Source organism: Pseudomonas sp. W2-17, from assembly GCF_041060445.1.
Lineage (GTDB): Bacteria > Pseudomonadota > Gammaproteobacteria > Pseudomonadales > Pseudomonadaceae > Aquipseudomonas.
In genome coordinates this window covers 119,563-139,295 of record NZ_JAUFNS010000007.1, presented here as the reverse complement: position 1 = coordinate 139,295, position 19,733 = coordinate 119,563, and the positions used below count along the sequence as shown (strand labels likewise).

At 60.4% G+C, this 19,733-nt stretch carries 19 protein-coding genes; 9 read left to right on the top strand and 10 right to left on the bottom strand.

Annotated features, from left to right (window positions below; all coding sequences use genetic code 11):
• Positions 1-242: 242 nt before the first annotated feature.
• The 4 genes from QWI20_RS11050 to QWI20_RS11035 are packed head-to-tail and all read right to left on the bottom strand — an operon-like array spanning position 243 to position 4,813.
• Positions 243-1,469 carry a DUF4350 domain-containing protein gene (locus QWI20_RS11050; protein ID WP_369305526.1) on the bottom strand — a complete coding sequence of 409 codons (1,227 nt, stop codon included), beginning with the start codon at positions 1,467-1,469 and terminating at the stop codon, positions 243-245.
• Positions 1,466-3,112, bottom strand: coding sequence for a DUF4129 domain-containing protein (locus QWI20_RS11045; RefSeq protein ID WP_369305525.1), 1,647 nt, complete (start codon positions 3,110-3,112; stop codon positions 1,466-1,468). The genes QWI20_RS11050 and QWI20_RS11045 overlap by 4 nt, the downstream gene beginning before the upstream one ends.
• Positions 3,099-4,079: a stage II sporulation protein M gene (locus QWI20_RS11040; RefSeq protein ID WP_369305524.1), complete on the bottom strand. Its 981-nt coding sequence runs from the start codon at positions 4,077-4,079 to the stop codon at positions 3,099-3,101. Before QWI20_RS11040 ends, QWI20_RS11045 begins: the two co-directional genes overlap by 14 nt.
• Positions 4,076-4,813, bottom strand: coding sequence for an RDD family protein (locus QWI20_RS11035; protein ID WP_369305523.1), 738 nt, complete (start codon positions 4,811-4,813; stop codon positions 4,076-4,078). The genes QWI20_RS11040 and QWI20_RS11035 overlap by 4 nt, the downstream gene beginning before the upstream one ends.
• Before the next feature lie 235 nt (positions 4,814-5,048).
• On the opposite strand from QWI20_RS11035, the gene sbcB reads away from it, so the two are divergent.
• Positions 5,049-6,479 carry an exodeoxyribonuclease I gene (gene sbcB, locus QWI20_RS11030; RefSeq protein WP_369305522.1) on the top strand — a complete coding sequence of 477 codons (1,431 nt, stop codon included), beginning with the start codon at positions 5,049-5,051 and terminating at the stop codon, positions 6,477-6,479.
• A gap of 99 nt (positions 6,480-6,578) precedes the next feature.
• Here the strand turns inward: sbcB and mvaT are convergent, their stop codons facing one another.
• Positions 6,579-6,956: a histone-like nucleoid-structuring protein MvaT gene (gene mvaT, locus QWI20_RS11025; protein ID WP_192171704.1), complete on the bottom strand. Its 378-nt coding sequence runs from the start codon at positions 6,954-6,956 to the stop codon at positions 6,579-6,581.
• A 347-nt stretch (positions 6,957-7,303) separates the two neighbouring features.
• On the opposite strand from mvaT, the gene purU reads away from it, so the two are divergent.
• Positions 7,304-8,155, top strand: a complete 852-nt coding sequence (gene purU, locus QWI20_RS11020; protein WP_074884652.1) for a formyltetrahydrofolate deformylase — start codon at positions 7,304-7,306, stop codon at positions 8,153-8,155.
• A 104-nt stretch (positions 8,156-8,259) separates the two neighbouring features.
• Positions 8,260-8,448, top strand: coding sequence for a hypothetical protein (locus QWI20_RS11015; protein ID WP_346627086.1), 189 nt, complete (start codon positions 8,260-8,262; stop codon positions 8,446-8,448).
• Here QWI20_RS11015 and QWI20_RS11010 read toward each other — a convergent pair.
• Genes QWI20_RS11010 through QWI20_RS11000 form a run of 3 tightly spaced genes read right to left on the bottom strand, consistent with a single transcriptional unit; the run spans position 8,425 to position 11,301 of the window.
• On the bottom strand, positions 8,425-9,420 hold the full coding sequence (locus QWI20_RS11010; protein ID WP_369305521.1) for a YbhN family protein: 996 nt from the start codon (positions 9,418-9,420) through the stop codon (positions 8,425-8,427). The two genes, QWI20_RS11015 and QWI20_RS11010, sit on opposite strands and share 24 nt — an antisense overlap.
• Positions 9,417-10,178, bottom strand: a complete 762-nt coding sequence (locus QWI20_RS11005) for a DUF2334 domain-containing protein (RefSeq protein ID WP_369305606.1) — start codon at positions 10,176-10,178, stop codon at positions 9,417-9,419. Before QWI20_RS11005 ends, QWI20_RS11010 begins: the two co-directional genes overlap by 4 nt.
• A 10-nt stretch (positions 10,179-10,188) precedes the next feature.
• On the bottom strand, positions 10,189-11,301 hold the full coding sequence (locus QWI20_RS11000; RefSeq protein WP_369305520.1) for a glycosyltransferase family 4 protein: 1,113 nt from the start codon (positions 11,299-11,301) through the stop codon (positions 10,189-10,191).
• A gap of 228 nt (positions 11,302-11,529) precedes the next feature.
• On the opposite strand from QWI20_RS11000, the gene QWI20_RS10995 reads away from it, so the two are divergent.
• On the top strand, positions 11,530-13,020 hold the full coding sequence (locus QWI20_RS10995) for a helicase HerA-like domain-containing protein (protein WP_369305519.1): 1,491 nt from the start codon (positions 11,530-11,532) through the stop codon (positions 13,018-13,020).
• A gap of 60 nt (positions 13,021-13,080) precedes the next feature.
• On the opposite strand, the gene QWI20_RS10990 is transcribed toward QWI20_RS10995, so the two are convergent.
• Both QWI20_RS10990 and QWI20_RS10985 read right to left on the bottom strand, forming a co-directional pair.
• Positions 13,081-14,553: an inorganic phosphate transporter gene (locus tag QWI20_RS10990; protein ID WP_369305518.1), complete on the bottom strand. Its 1,473-nt coding sequence runs from the start codon at positions 14,551-14,553 to the stop codon at positions 13,081-13,083.
• Positions 14,554-14,797: 244 nt separating this feature from the next.
• Entirely contained in the window at positions 14,798-14,995 is a 198-nt protein-coding gene (locus tag QWI20_RS10985) for a hypothetical protein (protein WP_037014498.1), read from the bottom strand.
• A gap of 205 nt (positions 14,996-15,200) precedes the next feature.
• On the opposite strand from QWI20_RS10985, the gene QWI20_RS10980 reads away from it, so the two are divergent.
• From QWI20_RS10980 to pcaF, 5 genes are all read left to right on the top strand, one after another.
• The gene (locus tag QWI20_RS10980) at positions 15,201-15,398 is read left to right on the top strand and encodes a hypothetical protein (RefSeq protein WP_369305517.1); all 198 of its coding nucleotides are present in this window, start codon (positions 15,201-15,203) and stop codon (positions 15,396-15,398) included.
• 416 nt (positions 15,399-15,814) lie between these two features.
• Positions 15,815-16,657 (top strand): pca regulon transcriptional regulator PcaR, encoded by an 843-nt coding sequence (pcaR, locus tag QWI20_RS10975; protein ID WP_192171696.1) that lies wholly within the window; start codon positions 15,815-15,817, stop codon positions 16,655-16,657.
• 158 nt (positions 16,658-16,815) lie between these two features.
• Positions 16,816-17,676, top strand: a complete 861-nt coding sequence (locus tag QWI20_RS10970; RefSeq protein WP_369305516.1) for a CoA transferase subunit A — start codon at positions 16,816-16,818, stop codon at positions 17,674-17,676.
• Positions 17,673-18,452, top strand: coding sequence for a CoA-transferase subunit beta (locus tag QWI20_RS10965; RefSeq protein WP_369305515.1), 780 nt, complete (start codon positions 17,673-17,675; stop codon positions 18,450-18,452). Before QWI20_RS10970 ends, QWI20_RS10965 begins: the two co-directional genes overlap by 4 nt.
• Entirely contained in the window at positions 18,449-19,651 is a 1,203-nt protein-coding gene (gene pcaF / locus QWI20_RS10960; protein ID WP_369305514.1) for a 3-oxoadipyl-CoA thiolase, read from the top strand. The genes QWI20_RS10965 and pcaF overlap by 4 nt, the downstream gene beginning before the upstream one ends.
• Positions 19,652-19,733: the final 82 nt, after the last annotated feature.

The window sequence follows — 19,733 nt, the reverse complement described above, 5'->3', positions numbered from 1 at the left end:
GTCAAAGCGACCGGCTTTCTGGACCTCTCCCTCTACAAAATTCACACCACGCCCCAAATATTGCATTCATTATCGACCAGCATTCGCTGCTCGTCAGATTCAACAGGCAGGTACAGGCGAAGTTGATCGGTCTGCCCGATTGGTTCGTCGAGAACTATGTCGACAAAGTTCTGGGCGCAGCCGAAGACTGATTCGGCATTACCACTCGCCAGCGCAGCGATATGACGCTGCGGATTGTCCGCTTACGCATTCAATGCATTCCTGAGGGTTTGCAGGTACGCAACCTGGCGGGTGAATTCGCTGCTGGACAAGCGCTGCTCCGGCCGCGGACGCAACGCCTGGCCGATGTGGCTGGTGGACTGACGCGTCATGCGTGCCAGCGTTTGCCATTGTTCGGTGACGGCCAGGGTCTCAAAGCCAGGATGCCGTTGCCGGGCGCGACGCAGGATGTCTTGCTGCAAGGCGCGCAATGCGGCGTGCTGGCCTTCGCGGCGGAGCATGAAGTCGGCGCTTGCACGCAGGTGTTCGCTGAGCTGACGACGGCCGCGCGCAAGGATCGGCAACATCGGGCCATGGCGCATGCCCGCATGCCACAGCGTGGCAACGAGGCACAGCGTCAGGGCGAGCAGCGCCTGGGGGAAGTATTTCCAGAGCAGCCCGAACAGGTTGTCGTGTTCAGTACGCAGCACCATCGTGACGGTGCTGTCCTGGCTCAGGTACCAGAGCAGCCAGGCGTTATCGTATTCGCCGATGGCCTGCGTTTTCCACAGATCGGTGTCGGTGACAACCGTGATTAATCCAGAGCCGTACACCATTTGCAGCAGGTGCGTGGCGTCAGCGCTGTTGGCCCATGACTGTGCATGGTCCTCGGGGTCATCCAGATGGAAGGCCGGGTCGAAGCTCATGTAGGCCGGGTCGTTTTCGTTTTGCACGAACAGCCGGGTCAGCTCGGGCCACGGCGTTTCCGGGCCTTGAATGTCCAGCGTGCTCAGCGGGATGACCGGCTTGAGCTGTTCGCGCTGCCGTTCGCGGTCCTGCTCTTGCAGGTCCTGGGTGAGGAATTGGTGAATCTGCAGTTGATCCAGCAACAGGTCGCCGCTGCTTCCCTTGGTCGGGTCCCACAGCTGTTCGGCAACAAACAGAAGACGGCCGCCTGATCGGGTCCAGGCCAGCAAGCGCTTGACCTCCGACGGCGTCATCCTTTCGCGGAAGTCCAGCAGCATGAGCGTTTGTGGCTGGTCGCGGATGTCAGGGAGAGCGGTGAGCGTTTCAACCGTTTTCACCTGAATGTTTCGCTGACGCAGGAACGTCTGCGCGGCGAGGTAAGGGTTGGCCAGCGCCTCAGGCGAGGGTCCCTGGTCGACGGTTTCCTCATAACGCTCGAGCCGCTTCAGCGCGGGGACGCCGGCGATGACGAGGCTCACCAGCATCAGCGCGGCGACCAGCCCGATGATCCAGCGCCGGCTCATGCGCCTGCTCCCTGTGCGAACAACTTCCGCCAGCCTGAACACAGCGTCTGTCGGGCTTGATCCGGCGGCACCTGATGTCCGTAGGCGAGATTCTGCCAGTGGCGCGTCAGTTCATGGCTGAAGTGATCAAGGGATGGCTGCTTGAGCTCGGCAATGCGTGCCAGTATCTGGCCCTCGGTGTCGGCACTTTTCAGCGGCAGTTGGTAATCGGTCAACAGGCGGCTCAGCAGTGCGCGATAAAGAAGGCTCAATGCCTCGCGCGGTGACTGTTGCCAGAGTCTTTCCGCTGCATCGGCAACGTCCGTCGGCAGGCTTTCAGCGCGAACCTGCAGGCCAAAGAGTTGGTGAGGGATGTCTCGTGGAGCCGTTGCCTTGCGTGGGCTTTTACCCACGAAGGTGGCGAACCAGGTCCGATAGCGCCAGATCACCCACGCGACCGTGAGGCCAAGCAGCGTCCACAGCAGCGCGCCGAATACCGCCGACAGGGTCTTGCCTACGTTGAGCGTGCCGACGACCAGTCGCGCCAGCCAGTTGGGTGTCTCGGCTGACTTGGCATCATGCTTGGCATCGTAAGCGGGCTGGGCGATGCGCCATCCGGACACCGGTTTGGGATTCTTGAACGGCGGTTGTTCAAGCACGGCATGGATGGCGTTCTGTGACGCCTGGCTGGTCAGCGGCTGATTGAGCAGGCGAGGTGAATCGGGTGGTGCAACGTCTTCGTCAGTCTGCGGGTTGTCCAGTGGCGGCAGTGGGCAGCTATTGCCCGACTCGCTGGGGATTTCGTCCGCCATTGACTGATCTGCCATCGATTGATTTGACGCAGACTCTGCCATGACCGGGGTCGGCAGCAATGTCAGCGCGAGGAACCCGCCCAGTAGCAACGCCAGTGCGTTCCCCAAAACACGCTGACGCAGTTTGCGGAAGTCCAGTTCGATGTCCCACGCCTCCAATGCGGTTCGGCGATTGAGGTACAGCGCAAATCCGCAGGACACATACACCGGCCCCCAGACAATCAGGACCAAGGCATAAAACCCGTTGGTCAGATGCTCAAGCCAGTTCCATTCACCCTCTATGTCGAGCAGGCTGCGCCACGACCAGTCGGCTTCGATCTGCGGCGGAATCATGGCGTAGAAGAGCACCATCAGGCCGATCCAGAAGGTCATTTCAAGGGTACTGCCCAGGGCGGTCAGCAGACGCGCCGCCCGGGAATCCTTCTGGCCAAGCGCGGTAATGCGCTGCGCCCGGGACAACCCGTCGAGTCCCTCCAGTTGCTGCACCGGCTGATAGAAACTGCGGCTGAGGCTCAGACGCCGCCAGGTCAGGCTCGCGATCAACTGCGGTTTGAGTGCCGACGGAAAGCTTTTCAGCGCCTGCCTGAGTGACGGTGGCGGGCCGAACAGCGCCTGGGACAGAATCAGCAGCGGCAGCCGTTCGTAGGCTGGCTTCAGCCACCAGAACACGAGCACTGCCACCGACGGGTAATCCCACAACAGCAGGGTCAGCAGCGCGAAGATCGGCACGGTGACGATGGCCCAACTGGTCATCAGCAAGGCGCGGTGCCGTTGCGCCAGGAGAACGCCAAGATCGAGGGCCTCCCACGGCGTGCGTGGGCGTATGACAACGCTGGCGTCAGTCAGGCGCATGGGGCGTGCGTCCGGCAAGGGTCAGGTAGGCGCCGACCAGCACCCACAAGGAAGCGCCCACCCCATATTTGGCTGTCGCTGACGGCCAGCTCATCGACGACCAGTACGCTTCAATGAATGCAGCGATGAGCAGGAATATCATCACCCCGCCAATCAGTCGCACGCTGATCCGGGCAGCGCGGCGCAGTGCCTCGCCTCGGCGCAGTCGGCCGGGAGCGACCAGGGCCCATCCGAGTTTCAGCCCCGCAGCACCCGCCAGCATGATGCCGGTCAGTTCGAAGGCGCTGTGTCCGACCACGAACGGCCAGAAGGTTGTGCCCATGCCTGCGTCGGTGAGATGGCCCGCCACCGCGCCAATCATCAGCCCGTTGAAAAACAGAAAAAACAGACTGCCGACGCCTAACAGCAGGCCACTGGCAAAGGTCTGGAAAGCAATGCCGACGTTGTGCATCACGTAGTAACCGAACATCAGCCAGTCAGTGCTCGACGCGCGCTCGGCCGTTTGCCCGATACGCCGTGCGGCGGGCTCGTACATGGCGTGCATTCCGGCGACATCGGCGGGGCTGACGACGCTGTAGACCAGATCCGGATAGCCGTAGACCAGCAGCGCCATGAGCGTCAGGCTGCCAAAAAACAGCAGGCCGGCGAGGGCGACCCATCGCCATTCGGCACGCACCAGACGTGGAAAGTTCGCCAGCACAAAGCTCAGCAACTGCGCACTGAACTGGCTTCGGTGGCGGTACAACTGCTGGTGGCCGCGCATCGCAAGCTGCTGGAGTTGCTCGACCAGATGACTGGCGTAGCCACGGTCAATCGCCAGCGCAAGCTGTTGGCAGATCTGACGGTATTCGCGGCTGAAGCCAGCACCGGACCCGCTTTTGCGGCGACTCCCTTCCAGCGCCTCAAGGCGTGTTGCAAAACGCTGCCAGTCTTCTGCATGGCGTTGTTCGAACAGGCTCTGCTTCATGACAAGCCGGCCAGGCTGCGGGCAATGCCATTCAATTGCTGGACCGGGTAGTGAGGATCTCGCGAGCTAGACAACTGCAAGGGTTGCGTGACGATGGCAGCAAGCTCTTGAGCCCTCGCCGAAGAAAGTGTGCTCTGCCGCTCGGCAAAGGCTTGTATGGCGCGCTGTTCCTCCAGCAAGAGGGGCAGCGGCGGAATCAGCGCGGTGGCTTCAGCCAGTGGCGGCCGTTTCGGGGGCAAGTCCCGATAGATGACCAGTGTGCCGGCCGCCAGATCCCCAAGGCGTTTGAACAGTGGGTGCTGCAAACAGGTGAACGCGCCAACGCAGTAGCCGAAGGGCAGCATGTCGACGAAGCGCAGCAGATTGCGCAGCACTGAGGCCGACCATCCAATCGGGGTGCCGTCATCGTGAATGACCCGCAGCCCCATGATCTGCTTGCCCGGCGTGCGCCCTTGATGCAGCACTTCGAAGAGCACCATATAGCCCCAGGTCCCGATAAACAGCGCGAGCATGAACAGCCCGGTGCCGAAGTCGCCCAGTGTTCCCAGCACGAAAAACAGCGCACCCAGCAGAACGCCGCGAATCATCAGATCGATGGCGAAAGCAATTGACCGGGACAGCAACCCGGCAGGGCGCAGGATGAGGTCTATGCCCTCGGGCGTTTCCATGCGAACACGGGTGTCCAGCAGGGCAAGCGGTACAGTAAATCCTGGCTCTGCATGGGAAAGGGACATAGAGAAAGGTACGCCGGTGAAAGAGGTTTGATGCTAGCCACGCCGGAGTGGCTAAGCAACAGGATGATTCTGGACAATGTGTGGGAAAGAGCCTGTTACAACTTATTGGCCTTCGACAGCCGCCACTTTCGTACAAACTGTGTCGCAGTATCCCGGGCCGCAGGGTGCAATTGCTGGCGTCAGGCGAGGAGGGGCATCTGTTAAACTCGCCCGGTCTTTTGTTCAGGATCAGCCCGTGACTTCCAGCATCTTCTGGTACGACTACGAAACCACCGGGATCAATCCACGCAACGACCGGCCGCTGCAAGTGGCGGGTATTCGTACGGACGATCAGCTCAACGAGATCAGCGAGCCGATCAACCTGTATTGCCAGCCCAGCGATGACATCCTGCCCCATCCGGCGGCGTGCCTGGTGACAGGCATCACGCCTGACCGGCTCGCGGAAAAAGGCTTGTGTGAAGCAGACTTCATGACCCGACTGCACGCGGAGATGTCTCTGCCCGGCACCTGCAGCGCGGGTTACAACACGCTCCGTTTTGACGATGAGATGACCCGCTACAGTCTTTATCGCAACTTCTTCGATCCCTACGCACGCGAATGGCAGGGCGGCAACAGCCGCTGGGATTTGATCGATGTGGTGCGCACGGCTTACGCGCTGCGTCCGGAGGGCATTGTCTGGCCGGAAGAAGAGGGCCGGGTTACGCTGAAACTTGAGCGGCTGACGGCGGCCAACGGGATCGATCATGGTCATGCCCATGACGCGCTCTCCGATGTCCGCGCGACCATCGCGCTGGCGCGCCTGGTCCGCGATAAGCAACCCAAACTTTACGATTATCTTTTTGGCTTGCGCTTCAAGCACAAGGTGCAGGATCAGATTCGATTGATGCAGCCACTTGTGCATATATCGGGTCGTTTTTCCGCAGCTCGAAGTTATGTCAGCGTCGTACTTCCGCTGGCCTGGCATCCGGTGAACCGAAATGCGTTGATTGTCTGTGACCTGTTCCATGACCACAGCCCGTTGCTGGACGAAGACGGCGAGACCTTGCGTCAGCGGCTATATACCCGCCGCGAAGATCTGCTCGAAGGCCAGTTACCGGTTCCGCTGAAATTGCTGCATGTTAATAAATGCCCGGTCATTGCCCCGCTGAGCGTGCTTCGCGAGGAGGACCGTCAGCGTCTGCAACTGGACATGAGTGTTTATAAAACGCGCGTGGCCGCCTTGAATGAAGGGCAGACGATCTGGCAGGACAAGTTGAAAAGCGTCTATGCCAACGACAACTTCGCGGTCAGTGAGGATCCGGAACAGCAGTTGTACGACGGCTTTATCAATGATCGGGATCGTCGTCTCTGCGAGCAGGTGCGCATTGCCGAGCCCCAGCAACTGGCTACCGATGGCTGGCCGTTCGATGATCCCCGATTGCCTGAATTGTTATTCCGCTACCGCGCCCGCAACTTTGCCGAAACCCTGAGCGTTGTAGAGCAACAGCGCTGGTTGGCGTTTTGTCAGTTGCGCCTGAGCGATCCTCAGGCCGGCGCCCCCAATACGCTCAAGGCATTCAGCCGTGCGCTGGTCGAACTCTCGCTGAACGCCACGCCCGAGCAACTCAAAGTGCTCGCTCAGTGGCAGGAATACTCGCTGATGTTGAAACAGCGTCTGGGACTTTAAGCCCACAGGGGTAAATGGCAGGCAATAAAAAACGCCAGCATGGCTGGCGTCTTTTTGAGTCGAACATCTCTGCGCGACGGCTGACTCTAAAACCGGCAATTAGCCCAGCAGAGTTGCCCAGCCTTCAACCTCGTCGCCGCCCCATTTGGCTTTCCACTCTTTCAGCGTCTTGTGGTTACCGCCTTTGGTTTCGATGATTTCACCGTTGTGCGGGTTTTTGTATTGCTTGACCTTGCGAGCGCGTTTGGTGCCGACCGGCTTCACAACAGCGCCACGTGGAGCCTTCATTTTGGAGTCTGGATCCAGCAGCGCGATGATGTCGCGCAGGGATTTCTGATATTCGCCCATCAACGTGCGCAGTTTGCCTTCGAACTCAAGTTCTTTCTGCAGTTTGTCGTCTTGTTGCAGATTTTGCAGGCGGGCTTGCAGTTCTTTGATGGCTTCTTCTGTTGCGCGGTATTCGTTGATCAGTGACATGGGGGATACCTATGTTGTGATGGGCATGATGCGATGGGCGCATAATAATCAGAGTGTTTGCGCAAGTAAACATTTAAGAAAAGTTTTATCCGTAGCATTTTGAAATAGCCGCAGACATACCTCCGATTTAGATACACATGTAGCGTTATAGAACGCCCATCACCTTGCTGTTTTCTGCGAAGTGTCTGGCGTCGAATTTCCGTCGCCGATGAACCGGTACGGCACTAATGCATTTATCCCCGAAGGGTGCGCTTTTTTGCCGCCTGAAATCAGCGGCATCCGGGTACTGCACAGTCGTCAGGTAATCGCTAGAATGGCGGCCTTTGCGAAGTTCTGGAGTTTTTCACATGCGCACTTTTCGTCTGGTGATTGCTTGCCCGGACCGTGTCGGTATCGTTGCCAAGGTCAGTAACTTTCTGGCCTCGTACAACGGCTGGATTACCGAAGCGAGCCATCACTCTGACAACCTCAGCGGCTGGTTTTTCATGCGTCATGAAATGCGTGCCGATACCCTGCCTTTCGACCTCGAAGGTTTCCGTGAAGCTTTTGCGCCCATCGCCGAAGAGTTTTCGATGGACTGGCGCATTACCGACTCCGCGCAGAAAAAGCGCGTCGTGCTCATGGCAAGCCGGGAGTCCCATTGTCTGGCCGACCTGTTGCACCGTTGGCACAGCGACGAACTGGACTGCGAAATTGCCTGCGTGATTTCCAACCACCAGGACCTGCGCAGTATGGTCGAGTGGCACAACATTCCTTATTACCACGTGCCGGTTGATCCGAAAGACAAAGAGCCGGCGTTCGCCGAAGTCTCGCGTCTGGTCAAACACCACGAAGCCGACGTTGTTGTGCTGGCGCGTTACATGCAGATCCTGCCGCCGCAACTGTGCCGGGAATACGCGCATCAGGTCATCAACATTCACCACAGCTTCCTGCCTTCGTTTGTCGGCGCCAAGCCGTACCACCAGGCGTCGCTGCGTGGCGTGAAACTGATCGGCGCTACTTGCCACTACGTCACCGAAGAACTGGACGCCGGTCCGATCATTGAGCAGGACGTGGTGCGCGTCAGCCATCGCGACAGCATCGAAAACATGGTGCGTTTCGGTCGCGACGTGGAAAAGATGGTGCTTGCTCGCGGCTTGCGCGCACATCTGGAAGACCGCGTGCTGGTGCATGACAACAAAACAGTCGTCTTTGATTAAGCAGTGATTAAGCGGTTTGGGTGAGCCGCTTAAGTTCGGCGGCTTACTGCAACTCGATTGTTTGCGAACAGTGAAGCTTCTCCGGCACGACAGGCGGAATCACCATGACCGACCCCCTCGACAAAGCCACATCCAAAGCCCCGCCGACCCTTGGCGAGGGATGCCTGAGCCGTTACGACGTCGACGCACTGTCGCCGGAAGACGGCACGGACTTCGAGGGGGCCGAAGCGTTATGGAAAGAACTGACGTCTGCCAGACAGGAAGACGAATCAGACCGTCTTGATCCGCAGTAGCTTGTTCAAAAGGGGGCGCCCGACCATCAAAAGAAACACCGGCCCCCCCGCGACCAGATAGAAGTAATAGGTGACGATCCGCCAGATGAGGATCGCCGCCGCTGCCGTCGACTTGCCCACCATGGGCGCCAACAAGGCCGCCGACGTCAACTCCGCAGCTCCCGCGCCGCCCGGCGACAGGCTGAACTGCCCAGCGCTCAGCGACAGCATCTGCACCAGAAACGTCCACGCCCAGTCGATGTTCACGCCCAACCCTTGCAGCGCCAGGTACAGCACGCTGTAACGCAGACTCCAGTGCACGCAGGTCAGCGCAAACACCTGCAACAGAATGCGATGGGGCATTTTCCAGGTTTCAGCCAGCGCGTCGCGGAAATGCAGCAGTTTGCGCGCCCAGCGAATACGCGTGGTGTTCTTGCGTTTCAGGCGCTTGAGCACCCGACCGTTGAACAGAATGATGCGTCGGTGGTACCGCGCGAAACCGGCACAGGCACAAAGTCCGGCGCCGATCAGCAGGGCGCTGGCAATGAGCATCCATTCAAGGTTTTCGCTGAGCCGGTGGAACACTGCGTAAATCAGGATGCCGATCAGTGCGAGGAGAAAAAACACCAGATCCATCAGTTGGTCAGTGGCGAAGGCGGCTGTGCTTTTCGCCGGACCAATACCGCTGCGCGAGAGCAGTGCGACAAGCGTCAAGGGCGCGCCGCTGCCCCCGGGCGTCGCGCAGTAGGCAAACTCCGTAGCCATCACCACAGCGAGACTTTTGCGCATGCCGATCCCGCTGGCGGCGTCGCCGAGCAACAGGCGCAGGCGCATCGTGTTCATGCACCAGCCCACCAGCACCATGACGAACATGCCGATCAGGAGCATCACCGGGAAGTTGCGCAGGCGATGAAACATGTCCGCGCCGCCCATGAAGAACGGAATCAGCAGGGCGAGTATCAGCGCTGCTGCGAGCCAGCCAAGTCGCCTCACGCCGCAGACCTGGCGGCATTCAGGCCCTGTAACCAGGCAAATTTGCTCATCGGCGTACGGCCGTCGTTCAACAAGCGCTCAAGGGCTTGCAGCCAGTAACGGCGGGAAAAGTCGTGGCGCATGTCTACGGGGTGCAGACCCAGACGGATGGTTGCGGCGTTATGCAATTGAGCCTCACGGTGGTTGCTGACGATTTTCGATACGCCCCGGCGCCAGGCGCTGCGAGCGCTCCAGACGATGCCGGGCGCATCGATCTCGGAAAAGTCCGGCAGACGATACAAGTGTTGGGCATCACTTGTGTAGTCCAACGGCAATTTTCGCAGGGCATTGTGTGTGCCTTCGCTCATCAGCCAGGCCGGAGCGACGAATCCATGAAGCGGCCATTCGTTGCGGCGGAACACCTCCATGCCCGCTTCCAGCCGTTGCAACGCCTGATGCTCGTCAAGTGTGTAGAACTCGCCCTCCCAGGTGTAAATGCGCCGCATGAAAAAATCCTGCGGCGTGCGCGGGGCAGGGCTGTCGTCGCAATGGTAATAGCCGTGCAGCGCCAGTTCGTCGCCCCGTGCGAGGCGGTCGTGCATCAACCGCTGGAACTCCGGGTTGGCGTCGATCGGGTCATGCTTGTGGAAGTCCGGCACCACCAGCCAGGTAATGGGAATGTTCCCTAGCTTGTCGACCGCCTCAACGAAGGGTCGATAATCCGGCCAGGTTTGCGGGGCCACGTCGTGGAGCACCAGCATCAGGCTGCGTTGCGTGATTGCGGGAATCTTAGCCATGGGCATAGACCGGCTGACGGGCGCCGAGTACTGCCTGGTAATGGCCGAGCAAGCCGGCGACCACGGCGTCCCACGCATAATGTGCCTCGACATGACGCCGCGCCTCTGCGCCTCGGGATGGCGCGTTCTCGGCAAACAGCTGACGCACCGCTGCCGCCATGGCCAGTGGTTGATTGGGTTCGCACAACAGGCCGCAGTGCTCGGGGACGATTTCGCGGAAAGCCCCGGCATCCACCGCGACCACCGGAATCCCGCTGGCCATGGCTTCAATCACCACCAGGCCGAAGGTTTCCTGATCCCCTGCATGCACCAGCGCATCCGCACCCGCCAATAGGCGCGCGACTTCGGCGGCAGGACGAAATTTATCCACAACCGTGACGTTGGCCGGCACGCCGGTCGGCATATGGGAGCCCACCAGCAACAGGTGATAACCCGCGCCCAGCGCCTTCATGCAGTCGAGCAGAACGGTCAGGTTTTTCTCTTTCGAGCCGCGGCCCGCAAAGATGAGCAGATGGGTTTCAGCTGGCAGGCCCAGTTCGGCCTTGAGACCAGGATCTCGCCGAGAGGGATGGAACGTCTGCAGATCAACCCCCAACGGCTGCACATGAACATTCTTCACACCCAGGCGGATCAGCTTGTCCGCCATCGCCGCGCTCGGCGCCAGCACTCGGTCAAAGTTGCCGTAGAGCTTGCTGACGTAATTCTCGACGTTGGCCCCCAGCCAGGTGCCAATCCGGTTGCTCACCAGCAGCGGCAGGTCGGAGTGGTAAAAGCCAATCACTGGCACGTCCAGTTGGCGTCGGGCATCCAGTGCAGCCCAGGCGGTCAGATAAGGATCGCCGACTTCAATGAGGTCTGGCCGCAGACTTCGCAGGGCCTCTCGCCAGGGACCGACGCGCAGTGGAAAACGATAGCCGTTGCCAAACGGTACGGGCGGCGCCGGAACCCGGTACACGCCATCTTCATGACTGCTTTGCGGGCCCGGGATCAGCAGGCTGTGTCGCACGCCCGGATAAAGCGCGAGGCGACGGTGTTTGGCATCCAGATACGTACGCACGCCACCGCTGGCAGGGGCGTAGAACATGGTCATGTCAGCAATGTGCATGGGATGCCTTCGTCCATTGATTCGGTCCTTCTGGGGTTGACCATCCACAGATACAGATGTTCGGTTGCAGATCGTCGCACCCACGCCCATGAACTAGCGTTACGCCGCTTGCGCTAGCGTCTTGCGCTAGAGTAGCGAGGTGGCCTGAGGGCGCTCAGCGGTGCCGGTCCAACCGGGCTGTCGCCGCAGTCCCCTCGGGAATATCAAATGCAACGCTTGGGTGAACGGATGCCTGACTCACAACAGATTCTTATTGGCGCTGACCTGAAGGGCCAGCCGATCGGGCAGGCGATGCGTCTGGCCAACCGTCACGGGCTGGTGGCCGGCGCGACGGGCACCGGGAAAACCGTCACCTTGCAGCGCCTGGCGGAAGTGTTCAGCGACGCCGGCGTGGCCGTGTTCGCGGCGGACATCAAGGGTGATCTTTGCGGGCTCGGCGCCCCGGGCAACCCGCAAGGCAAGATCGCCGAGCGCATCGCCGGCATGCCCTGGTTGCACCATAAACCTCAGGGCTATCCGGTGACACTGTGGGATGTGCACGGTGAAACGGGCCATCCGTTGCGCACAACCCTTTCGGAAATGGGCCCGCTGCTGCTGGGAAGTTTGCTGGAATTGACGGACAGCCAACAATCGGCGCTGTACGCCGCGTTCAAGGTGGCGGATCGGGAAGGGCTGTTGTTGCTGGACATCAAGGACCTCAAGGCGCTGCTCAATCATTTGCGCGACAACCCCGAAGTCCTCGGCGACGACAGCGCGTTGATGACCAAAGGGTCGAGTCAGGCGCTGCTGCGTCGGCTGGCGGTCCTTGAACAGCAAGGCGCCGAGGCCTTGTTCGGCGAGCCAGCGCTGCAACTGGAAGACATCTTGCAGCCCGCGAGCGATGGCCGCGGGCAGATTCATCTGCTGGACGCCAGCCGGTTGGTGCACGAGTCGCCGAAGGTCTACGCCACCTTCCTGCTGTGGCTGCTGGCCGAGCTGTTCGAGCAATTGCCTGAGCGCGGCGATGCCGATAAACCGTTGCTGGCGCTGTTCTTCGACGAAGCGCATTTGCTGTTCGCGGATACGCCGAAAGCGCTGCAGGAGCGGCTGGAGCAAGTGGTGCGGCTGATTCGCTCGAAAGGCGTCGGCGTGTATTTCGTCACCCAGTCGCCGGGGGATCTGCCGGATTCCGTTTTGGCGCAGCTCGGTTTGCGCATTCAACATGGCCTGCGCGCGTTCACCAGCAAGGAGCAACGATCGCTGAAGGCCGTTGCGGACGGGTTTCGCCCCAATCCCGAGTTCGACGCGCTCTCGGTGCTGACCGAGTTGGGCATCGGCGAGGCGCTGGTGGGCACGCTGCAGGACAAGGGCACGCCTGAAATCGTCCAGCGTGTTTTGGTCGCGCCGCCGCAATCGCGCATCGGGCCGTTGACCCAGGCTGAGCGCGCCGCGCTGATTGCACGGTCGCCACTGGCCGGTCGCTACGACAAACCCGTGGATCGCGAATCGGCTTACGAAATGCTGCTGGCGCGCAAGGGCGCACCGGCGGATCCTGCGCAGAAGCCCGCCGCTGAGGAGAAGTCAGAAGGCGGCTTTGCCGACATGGCCGGTGGGTTTTTGGGCGGACTGGCAGGGCAGGCGGTCAAAAGTGCGATGCGCCAGGCCGCCACCCAGATCGGTCGCGAACTGGTGCGCGGGTTGATGGGATCGTTGCTGGGCGGCAGCAAGAAACGCCGCTAGAGCACCCACAAAAAAGCCCATTCAATGAATGGGCTTTTCAGGTCAGCCGGTGCAGTCAGGTCAGGCCAGCGCTTTGGACGCCAACCAGAACAACCCTGCCGACAGCGCGACCGTGGCGGGCAGGGTCAACACCCATGCCAGCAGAATGTTGCGAACCGTGCCGCCCTGCAGGCCGCTCTTGTTCGCCACCATGGTCCCGGCCACGCCGGACGACAGGATGTGAGTGGTCGAAACCGGCAGGCTGAACACGTTGGCCAGCGCAATGGCGCTCGCGGTGGTGATCTGCGCGGACATGCCCTGAGCGTAGGTCATGCCTTGCTTCCCGATCTTCTCACCGATGGTCAGCACGACGCGTTTCCAGCCGACCATGGTGCCAATACCCAGCGCCAGTGCAACGGCGAAGATGACCCAGAACGGCGCGTACTCAGTGGTCGCGGTCAGGTCCTTGCGCAGCTTCTCCAGATCCGATTTTTCACGGGCATCAAGGGCTGGCAGCTTGCCGACTTTGCGTGCCGTGTCGTCCAGGCACAGCAGGTAGCGACGCACTTCGATGCGACGCTCCGGTGCGAGAGTGTGGTAGTCGTTGACGCCTTTGAGGTTGTTCAGCAGAGCATCAATGGTCGGCTCGGTCTGCTCGGGGTTGCAGCTGAAACGCTCGGGCAAGTCGCCCGCCGCCGATTTGCCCAGTGCCAGGTACTCGCCCAGCGTCGCGTTGTTGCGCTGGTAAAACTGGCTCAGGTGCTGGGTCGCGTCGCGGGTGCGTTCGATCTGGTAAGTCGTGGTGCTCAGGTCCAGCACGAACTGCGCCGGGACGATACCGATGAGCACCAGCATGATCAGGCCGATGCCTTTCTGACCATCGTTGGAGCCGTGTACAAAACTCACTGCCATCGCCGAAATCACCAGAACCAGGCGATTCCAGAAAGGAGGGTGTTTTTTGTCATCGAGCTTGCGGCGTTGTTCCGGGGTCTTGTGCATTTTGGAGAGGGGGCGCCAGGCTTTCAGCGCCAACAGGACCAGGCCTGCCACGATGAAACCGGCCAGTGGCGAGAACACCAGCGAGGCGCCGATATCGATCGCTTTTTGCCAGTTCACGCCTTCGGCCAACGGAATGTTATTGATCAGCGCGTTGGCCAGACCTACGCCCAGAATCGAACCGATCAATGTATGGGAGCTGGACGCCGGGATGCCGAAATACCAGGTGCCGAGGTTCCAGGTGATGGCCGCAGCCAACAGCGAGAACACCATCGCCAGACCATGACCGGTGTTGACGTTGATCAACAACTCGACCGGCAGCAGATGGACGATGGCATACGCCACGCCGACTCCACCCAGGAGCACCCCGAGGAAATTGAACACGCCCGAGAAAAATACTGCCAGATGGGGCGGCATGGCCTTGGTGTAAATGACTGTCGCCACCGCGTTGGCGGTGTCATGAAAGCCGTTGATGAACTCGAAGGTGAGGACAAACGCAAGGGCGAGCAACAAGCTCACAATTACCCAAGCATCCAGTCCGCTGAATAGATCGATCATGGAAGGTTTTCTGACCCGGTCTTAAGGGGGCGGGATTATGACAGAAAAAAAACTGCGCGATAGGCGCGCCGCTCATTGGTAGCAGCCTGCAACGAAATTTCTGTCCCGCCTGCCTGTCGACTGCCTGCCGGAAAAGAAAGTGCGAAGCACCCCTGAACCCTGGAGGAGTCTGTAAAACCTGGCCTTCAACGCGATGATTACGCTTGCCGTCAGCTGTTTGAGTCAGCGACAGGCAAGCGGCGGCTCATGGCTCTTCCTTGAGTTCTTCTTCCATCTTTTGCAGCTCTTGCTTGAACGCCTGGTCGAGCAGGCTGGCCCGTTTGCGCCATGGCTTGCGCTCTGGTTCGGGCTGGGCGGCGTATGTTGTCACTTCGCCGCCGTAAACTTCCTTGTAACGTTGTTCCTGGCGCTCTAATTCTGCGCGCAGTTCATCTTTGGTCACGTTAATACCTGATCGGGTCGAGTTTAATCCCGGTGATGACGCCGAGTCTGAAAGTGTCGGACCTGACGATCGCAATGTATCGGATCAGGAATAACCATCGGGCAGGGACGCTGCGCCAGGACGATTCACACTTCAACCAAGGGCGGCTACGTGCACCGGAATGACAAAACTGTCGTAGCAACATTCTTTATTGATTGCCTGCAGGATGGCAGATGACCAAGGTATTGGCCTGCCGTCGCTGAACATTGCGATCGAGTCGAACAATGTCTGCGTGTGTTTGGATCCATGCCAGATGGGGCGAGGATTTAAACACGCGATAGCGTTATTGGGCTTCAATGACGGCCACTATCGCGAAGATGCGCAGGCGAGTCAACTGCCGAGACTGTCGCAGCCGGACAACTGAGGATTTATACCTTTTTTATGTACGAAGGTTCCTAAGTTGGACAGTCTGATTTATGACGCAACTTGGCGAGTCAAATGTTTAACGCCACAGGCAGTTTTCTGGCGACGTAAAATTTTCGGCTTATGACCGTGTGGACAATGATGTGTATTTAAAAGGTTGCACATAAATGCGGAGGGCAGAGACAAAAACGGCCTTGGGTTAGCAAGACCGTGCCCGGGACTTCTCAGTGGGTACCTGACCAGTAATCCAAAGAAGCCTCATATGGCATGTGAAAGGTATAAGCAACCGTACGGCCGGTCAATTGCGATTATCGCCCACTCGTTCGATAATCGCCCAAAGCTGGCTTGCCGTGGGTTTGAAAACAGGCGAGAGTGGCGTTCTACAAGGCTTTCGCGGCCACGACGAACGGTGCCAGCATGAACGACCAATTGCGTAATTCTTTCACGTCACTTGCGCCGCCGATTGTTGCGTCCCCTGCTAAAAGGATTCAGGCGCTCACCGGTGATCCTGACTTCATGACCTCTCTGGCGCGAGGGTTGGCCGTCATTCACGCGTTCCAGGAGCGCAAGCGGCACCTGACCATCGCGCAGATCAGCCATCGCACCGAAATCCCAAGGGCGGCGGTTCGTCGTTGCCTGCATACATTGATCAAGTTGGGTTACGCCACTACTGACGGGCGCACATACTCGCTGCTGCCTAAAGTGCTGACGCTTGGCCACGCTTATTTGTCCTCGACACCCCTGGCGGTTTCGTCACAGCCCTATCTCGACCGCATGAGCGACCAGCTGCACGAGGCCTGCAACATGGCCACACTGGAAGGCGACGACATTCTTTACATAGCCCGCTCCGCCACGACTCAGCGATTGATCTCCGTGGATCTGGCGGTGGGCGGGCGTTTGCCGGCGTATTGCACGTCCATGGGCAGAATCCTGCTGGCAGCGCTGGACGATGTGTCGTTGCGGGAATACCTCGACCACGTCGATCTGCAACCCAAAACCAGCCGCACCTTGCGCACCCCGGAAGCCTTGCTCGAATGCCTGCAGCAAGTGCGGCAACAGGGCTGGTGCATTGTCGATCAGGAACTGGAGCAGGGTTTGCGTTCAATCGCCGTGCCGGTCTACGACGCATCGGGTCAGGTGCTCGCGGCGCTGAATGTCAGCACCAGTGCGGGTAGGGTGGCGCGCAATGACCTGGAGCAGAAGTTTCTGCCAATCATGCTGAATGCCAGCCGTGACCTGAGCACGCAGCTGTTTACCTGACTCACCCTGTTGAACCCATGAGCTGCCCGTCACTCTCCGTTCGGTGACCGAACACTTAGTCGGTTATCGGATTGTTCCAGCCCGTGCCCAGGCCTAACCTCATTCTCAACGCCACGCCTTAGATGGCAAGTCAACCGAGTGTGAACCTGGAGCACCCCATGGCTGCAATTCTTTCCCTTCACGAGGCCGTGAAGCAGTTGGTCAACGACGGCGACATCGTTGCACTGGAAGGCTTTACTCACCTGATTCCTACCGCGGCGGGACATGAGCTCATTCGTCAGAAGAAGAAAGACCTGACCCTGGTGCGCATGACCCCTGACTTGATCTATGACCAATTGATCGGCGCAGGCTGTGCAAAGCGGCTGATTTTCTCGTGGGGCGGTAATCCCGGCGTCGGCTCTCTGCACAGGCTTCGCGATGCCGTCGAACGGCAATGGCCGCAGTCCATGGAGATTGAAGAACACAGCCACGCCGACCTCGCCAATGCTTATGTGGCGGGCGCATCCGGGCTGCCGTTCGCGGTGCTGAGGGCGTATGCCGGTTCGGACCTGCCCAAGGTCAACCCGCTGATCAAGTCGGTCACTTGCCCGTTCACCGGAGAAGTGCTGGCGGCGGTGCCGGCGGTACGCCCCGACGTTACGGTCATTCATGCGCAGAAGGCTGACCGCAAAGGCAACGTGCTGCTGTGGGGCATTCTCGGGGTTCAGAAAGAGGCGGCGTTGGCGGCCAAGCGCTGCATCGTCACGGTCGAGGAAATTGTCGATGACCTCAAGGCGCCGATGAACGCCTGCGTGCTGCCAACCTGGGCGCTCAGTGCAGTTTGCGTTGTGCCGGGCGGCGCTCATCCTTCCTATGCCCACGGCTATTACGAGCGCGACAACCGTTTCTATCAGGCGTGGGACGCCATCGCCCGCGACCGTGAGGCGTTTACCGCCTGGATTGACGAATACATCCATGGCACCCGTGACTTCAGTGAATTCAAGCACAAGCTGGCCCACGCGGCGGAGGCTCACCAATGACTTATTCCACCAGCGAAATGATGACCGTCGCCGCCGCGCGCCGGTTGAAAAACGGCGCCGTGTGCTTTGTCGGCATCGGTTTGCCCTCGAAAGCGGCCAATCTGGCGCGCCTCACTTCCTCGCCCGACGTGGTGCTGATTTACGAATCAGGGCCCATCGGCGCCAAGCCTGACGTGCTGCCGCTGTCCATCGGTGACGGCGAACTGGCGGAAACCGCTGACACCGTGGTGTCCACCAGTGAGATCTTCCGTTACTGGCTGCAGGGCGGGCGTGTCGATGTCGGGTTTCTCGGCGCGGCTCAGGTCGACCGGTTCGGCAACATCAACACCACGGTGGTCGGCGATTATCACCAGCCGAAAGTACGCCTGCCGGGTGCCGGAGGCGCGCCGGAAATTGCCGGGTCGGCCAAAGAAGTGCTGATCATCCTCAAGCAGTCGCCTCGGACCTTCGTCAACAAGCTGGACTTCCTGACCTCGGTTGGCCACGGCGAAGGCGGCGACTCCCGCAAGCGCCTCGGCCTGCCAGGCGCCGGGCCGGTCGGCATCATCACTGACCTGTGCATCATGGAGCCGGAAGCGGGCACCCACGAATTCGTCGTAACGACCCTGCACCCCGGCGTAACCCGCGAGCAGGTGATCGCCGCCACCGGTTGGGACGTGCGTTTTGCCGACACGGTCGTGCAATCCGACGCACCGAGCGAGTACGAACTGATCGCGCTGCGTGATCTGGAAGCGCGGACCGCTGCGGCCCATGGCCAGGCGCCGGGAGAAGCATGATGCGTGACGTCTTTATCTGCGACGCGATTCGCACCCCCATTGGCCGCTTTGGCGGCGCCCTGGCGACCGTTCGGGCGGATGATCTGGCAGCGCTGCCGATCAAGGCCCTGATGGCGCGCAACCCGTCGGTCAACTGGAATGAGCTGGACGAAGTGTTCCTTGGCTGCGCCAATCAGGCCGGGGAGGACAACCGCAACGTCGCGCGCATGGCCGCGCTGTTGGCGGGTCTGCCGGCCAGCGTGCCGGGCGTGACCCTCAATCGTTTGTGTGCTTCCGGCCTGGACGCGGTGGGTTCTGCGTTCCGCGCCATTGCCTGCGGTGAGATGGAGCTGGCCATTGCCGGCGGCGTCGAGTCCATGTCCCGCGCGCCGTTCGTGATGGGCAAGGCCGACACGGCATTCGGCCGCGGCCAGAAGCTGGAAGACACCACCCTGGGCTGGCGCTTCGTCAATCCGCACATGAAAGACCAGTACGGCGTTGAGACCATGCCGCAGACCGGCGACAACGTCGCTGAGGATTTCGGCATCTCCCGGGAGGATCAGGACGCGTTTGCCCTGCGCAGCCAGCAGCGCACGGCGGCGGCTCAGGCCTCGGGCTTCTTCGCCGAGGAAATCGTGCCCGTGCGCGTCGCCCACAAAAAGGGCGAGACGGTCGTCGATACCGACGAACACCCCCGTGCCGACACCAGCCTTGAAGCGCTCGTCAAGCTCAAGCCCGTCAACGGGCCTGGCAAAACCGTCACGGCCGGCAACGCGGCAGGCCTGAACGACGGCGCGGCGGCGATGATTCTGGCGTCCGCCGAAGCCGTCAAGAAACACGGCCTCACGCCGCGCGCTCGCGTACTGGGTATGGCCAGTGCCGGCGTTGAGCCTCGCGTCATGGGCATCGGCCCGGTCCCGGCGGTGCGCAAGCTGGTGGCACGGCTGGGTTTGGCGGTCAGTGACTTCGACGTCATCGAGCTTAACGAGGCATTCGCCAGCCAAGGCCTCGCGGTCTTGCGTGAACTGGGCATTGCTGACGATTCACCCAAGGTGAACCCGAACGGCGGCTCGATTTCGCTGGGGCATCCCCTGGGCATGAGCGGCGCGCGGCTGGTGTTGACGGCGTTGCATCAACTGGAAAAAACCGGCGGCAGCAAAGCGCTCGCCACAATGTGCGTCGGCGTGGGGCAGGGGCTGGCCCTCGCAATAGAGCGCTAAACGACATTCTGCGAATCACCCACCCGAGTCATCGGTTGCCTCCACGAAAGGGGCAGCTCGCTGACTTGGGTGGTTGTCCTTG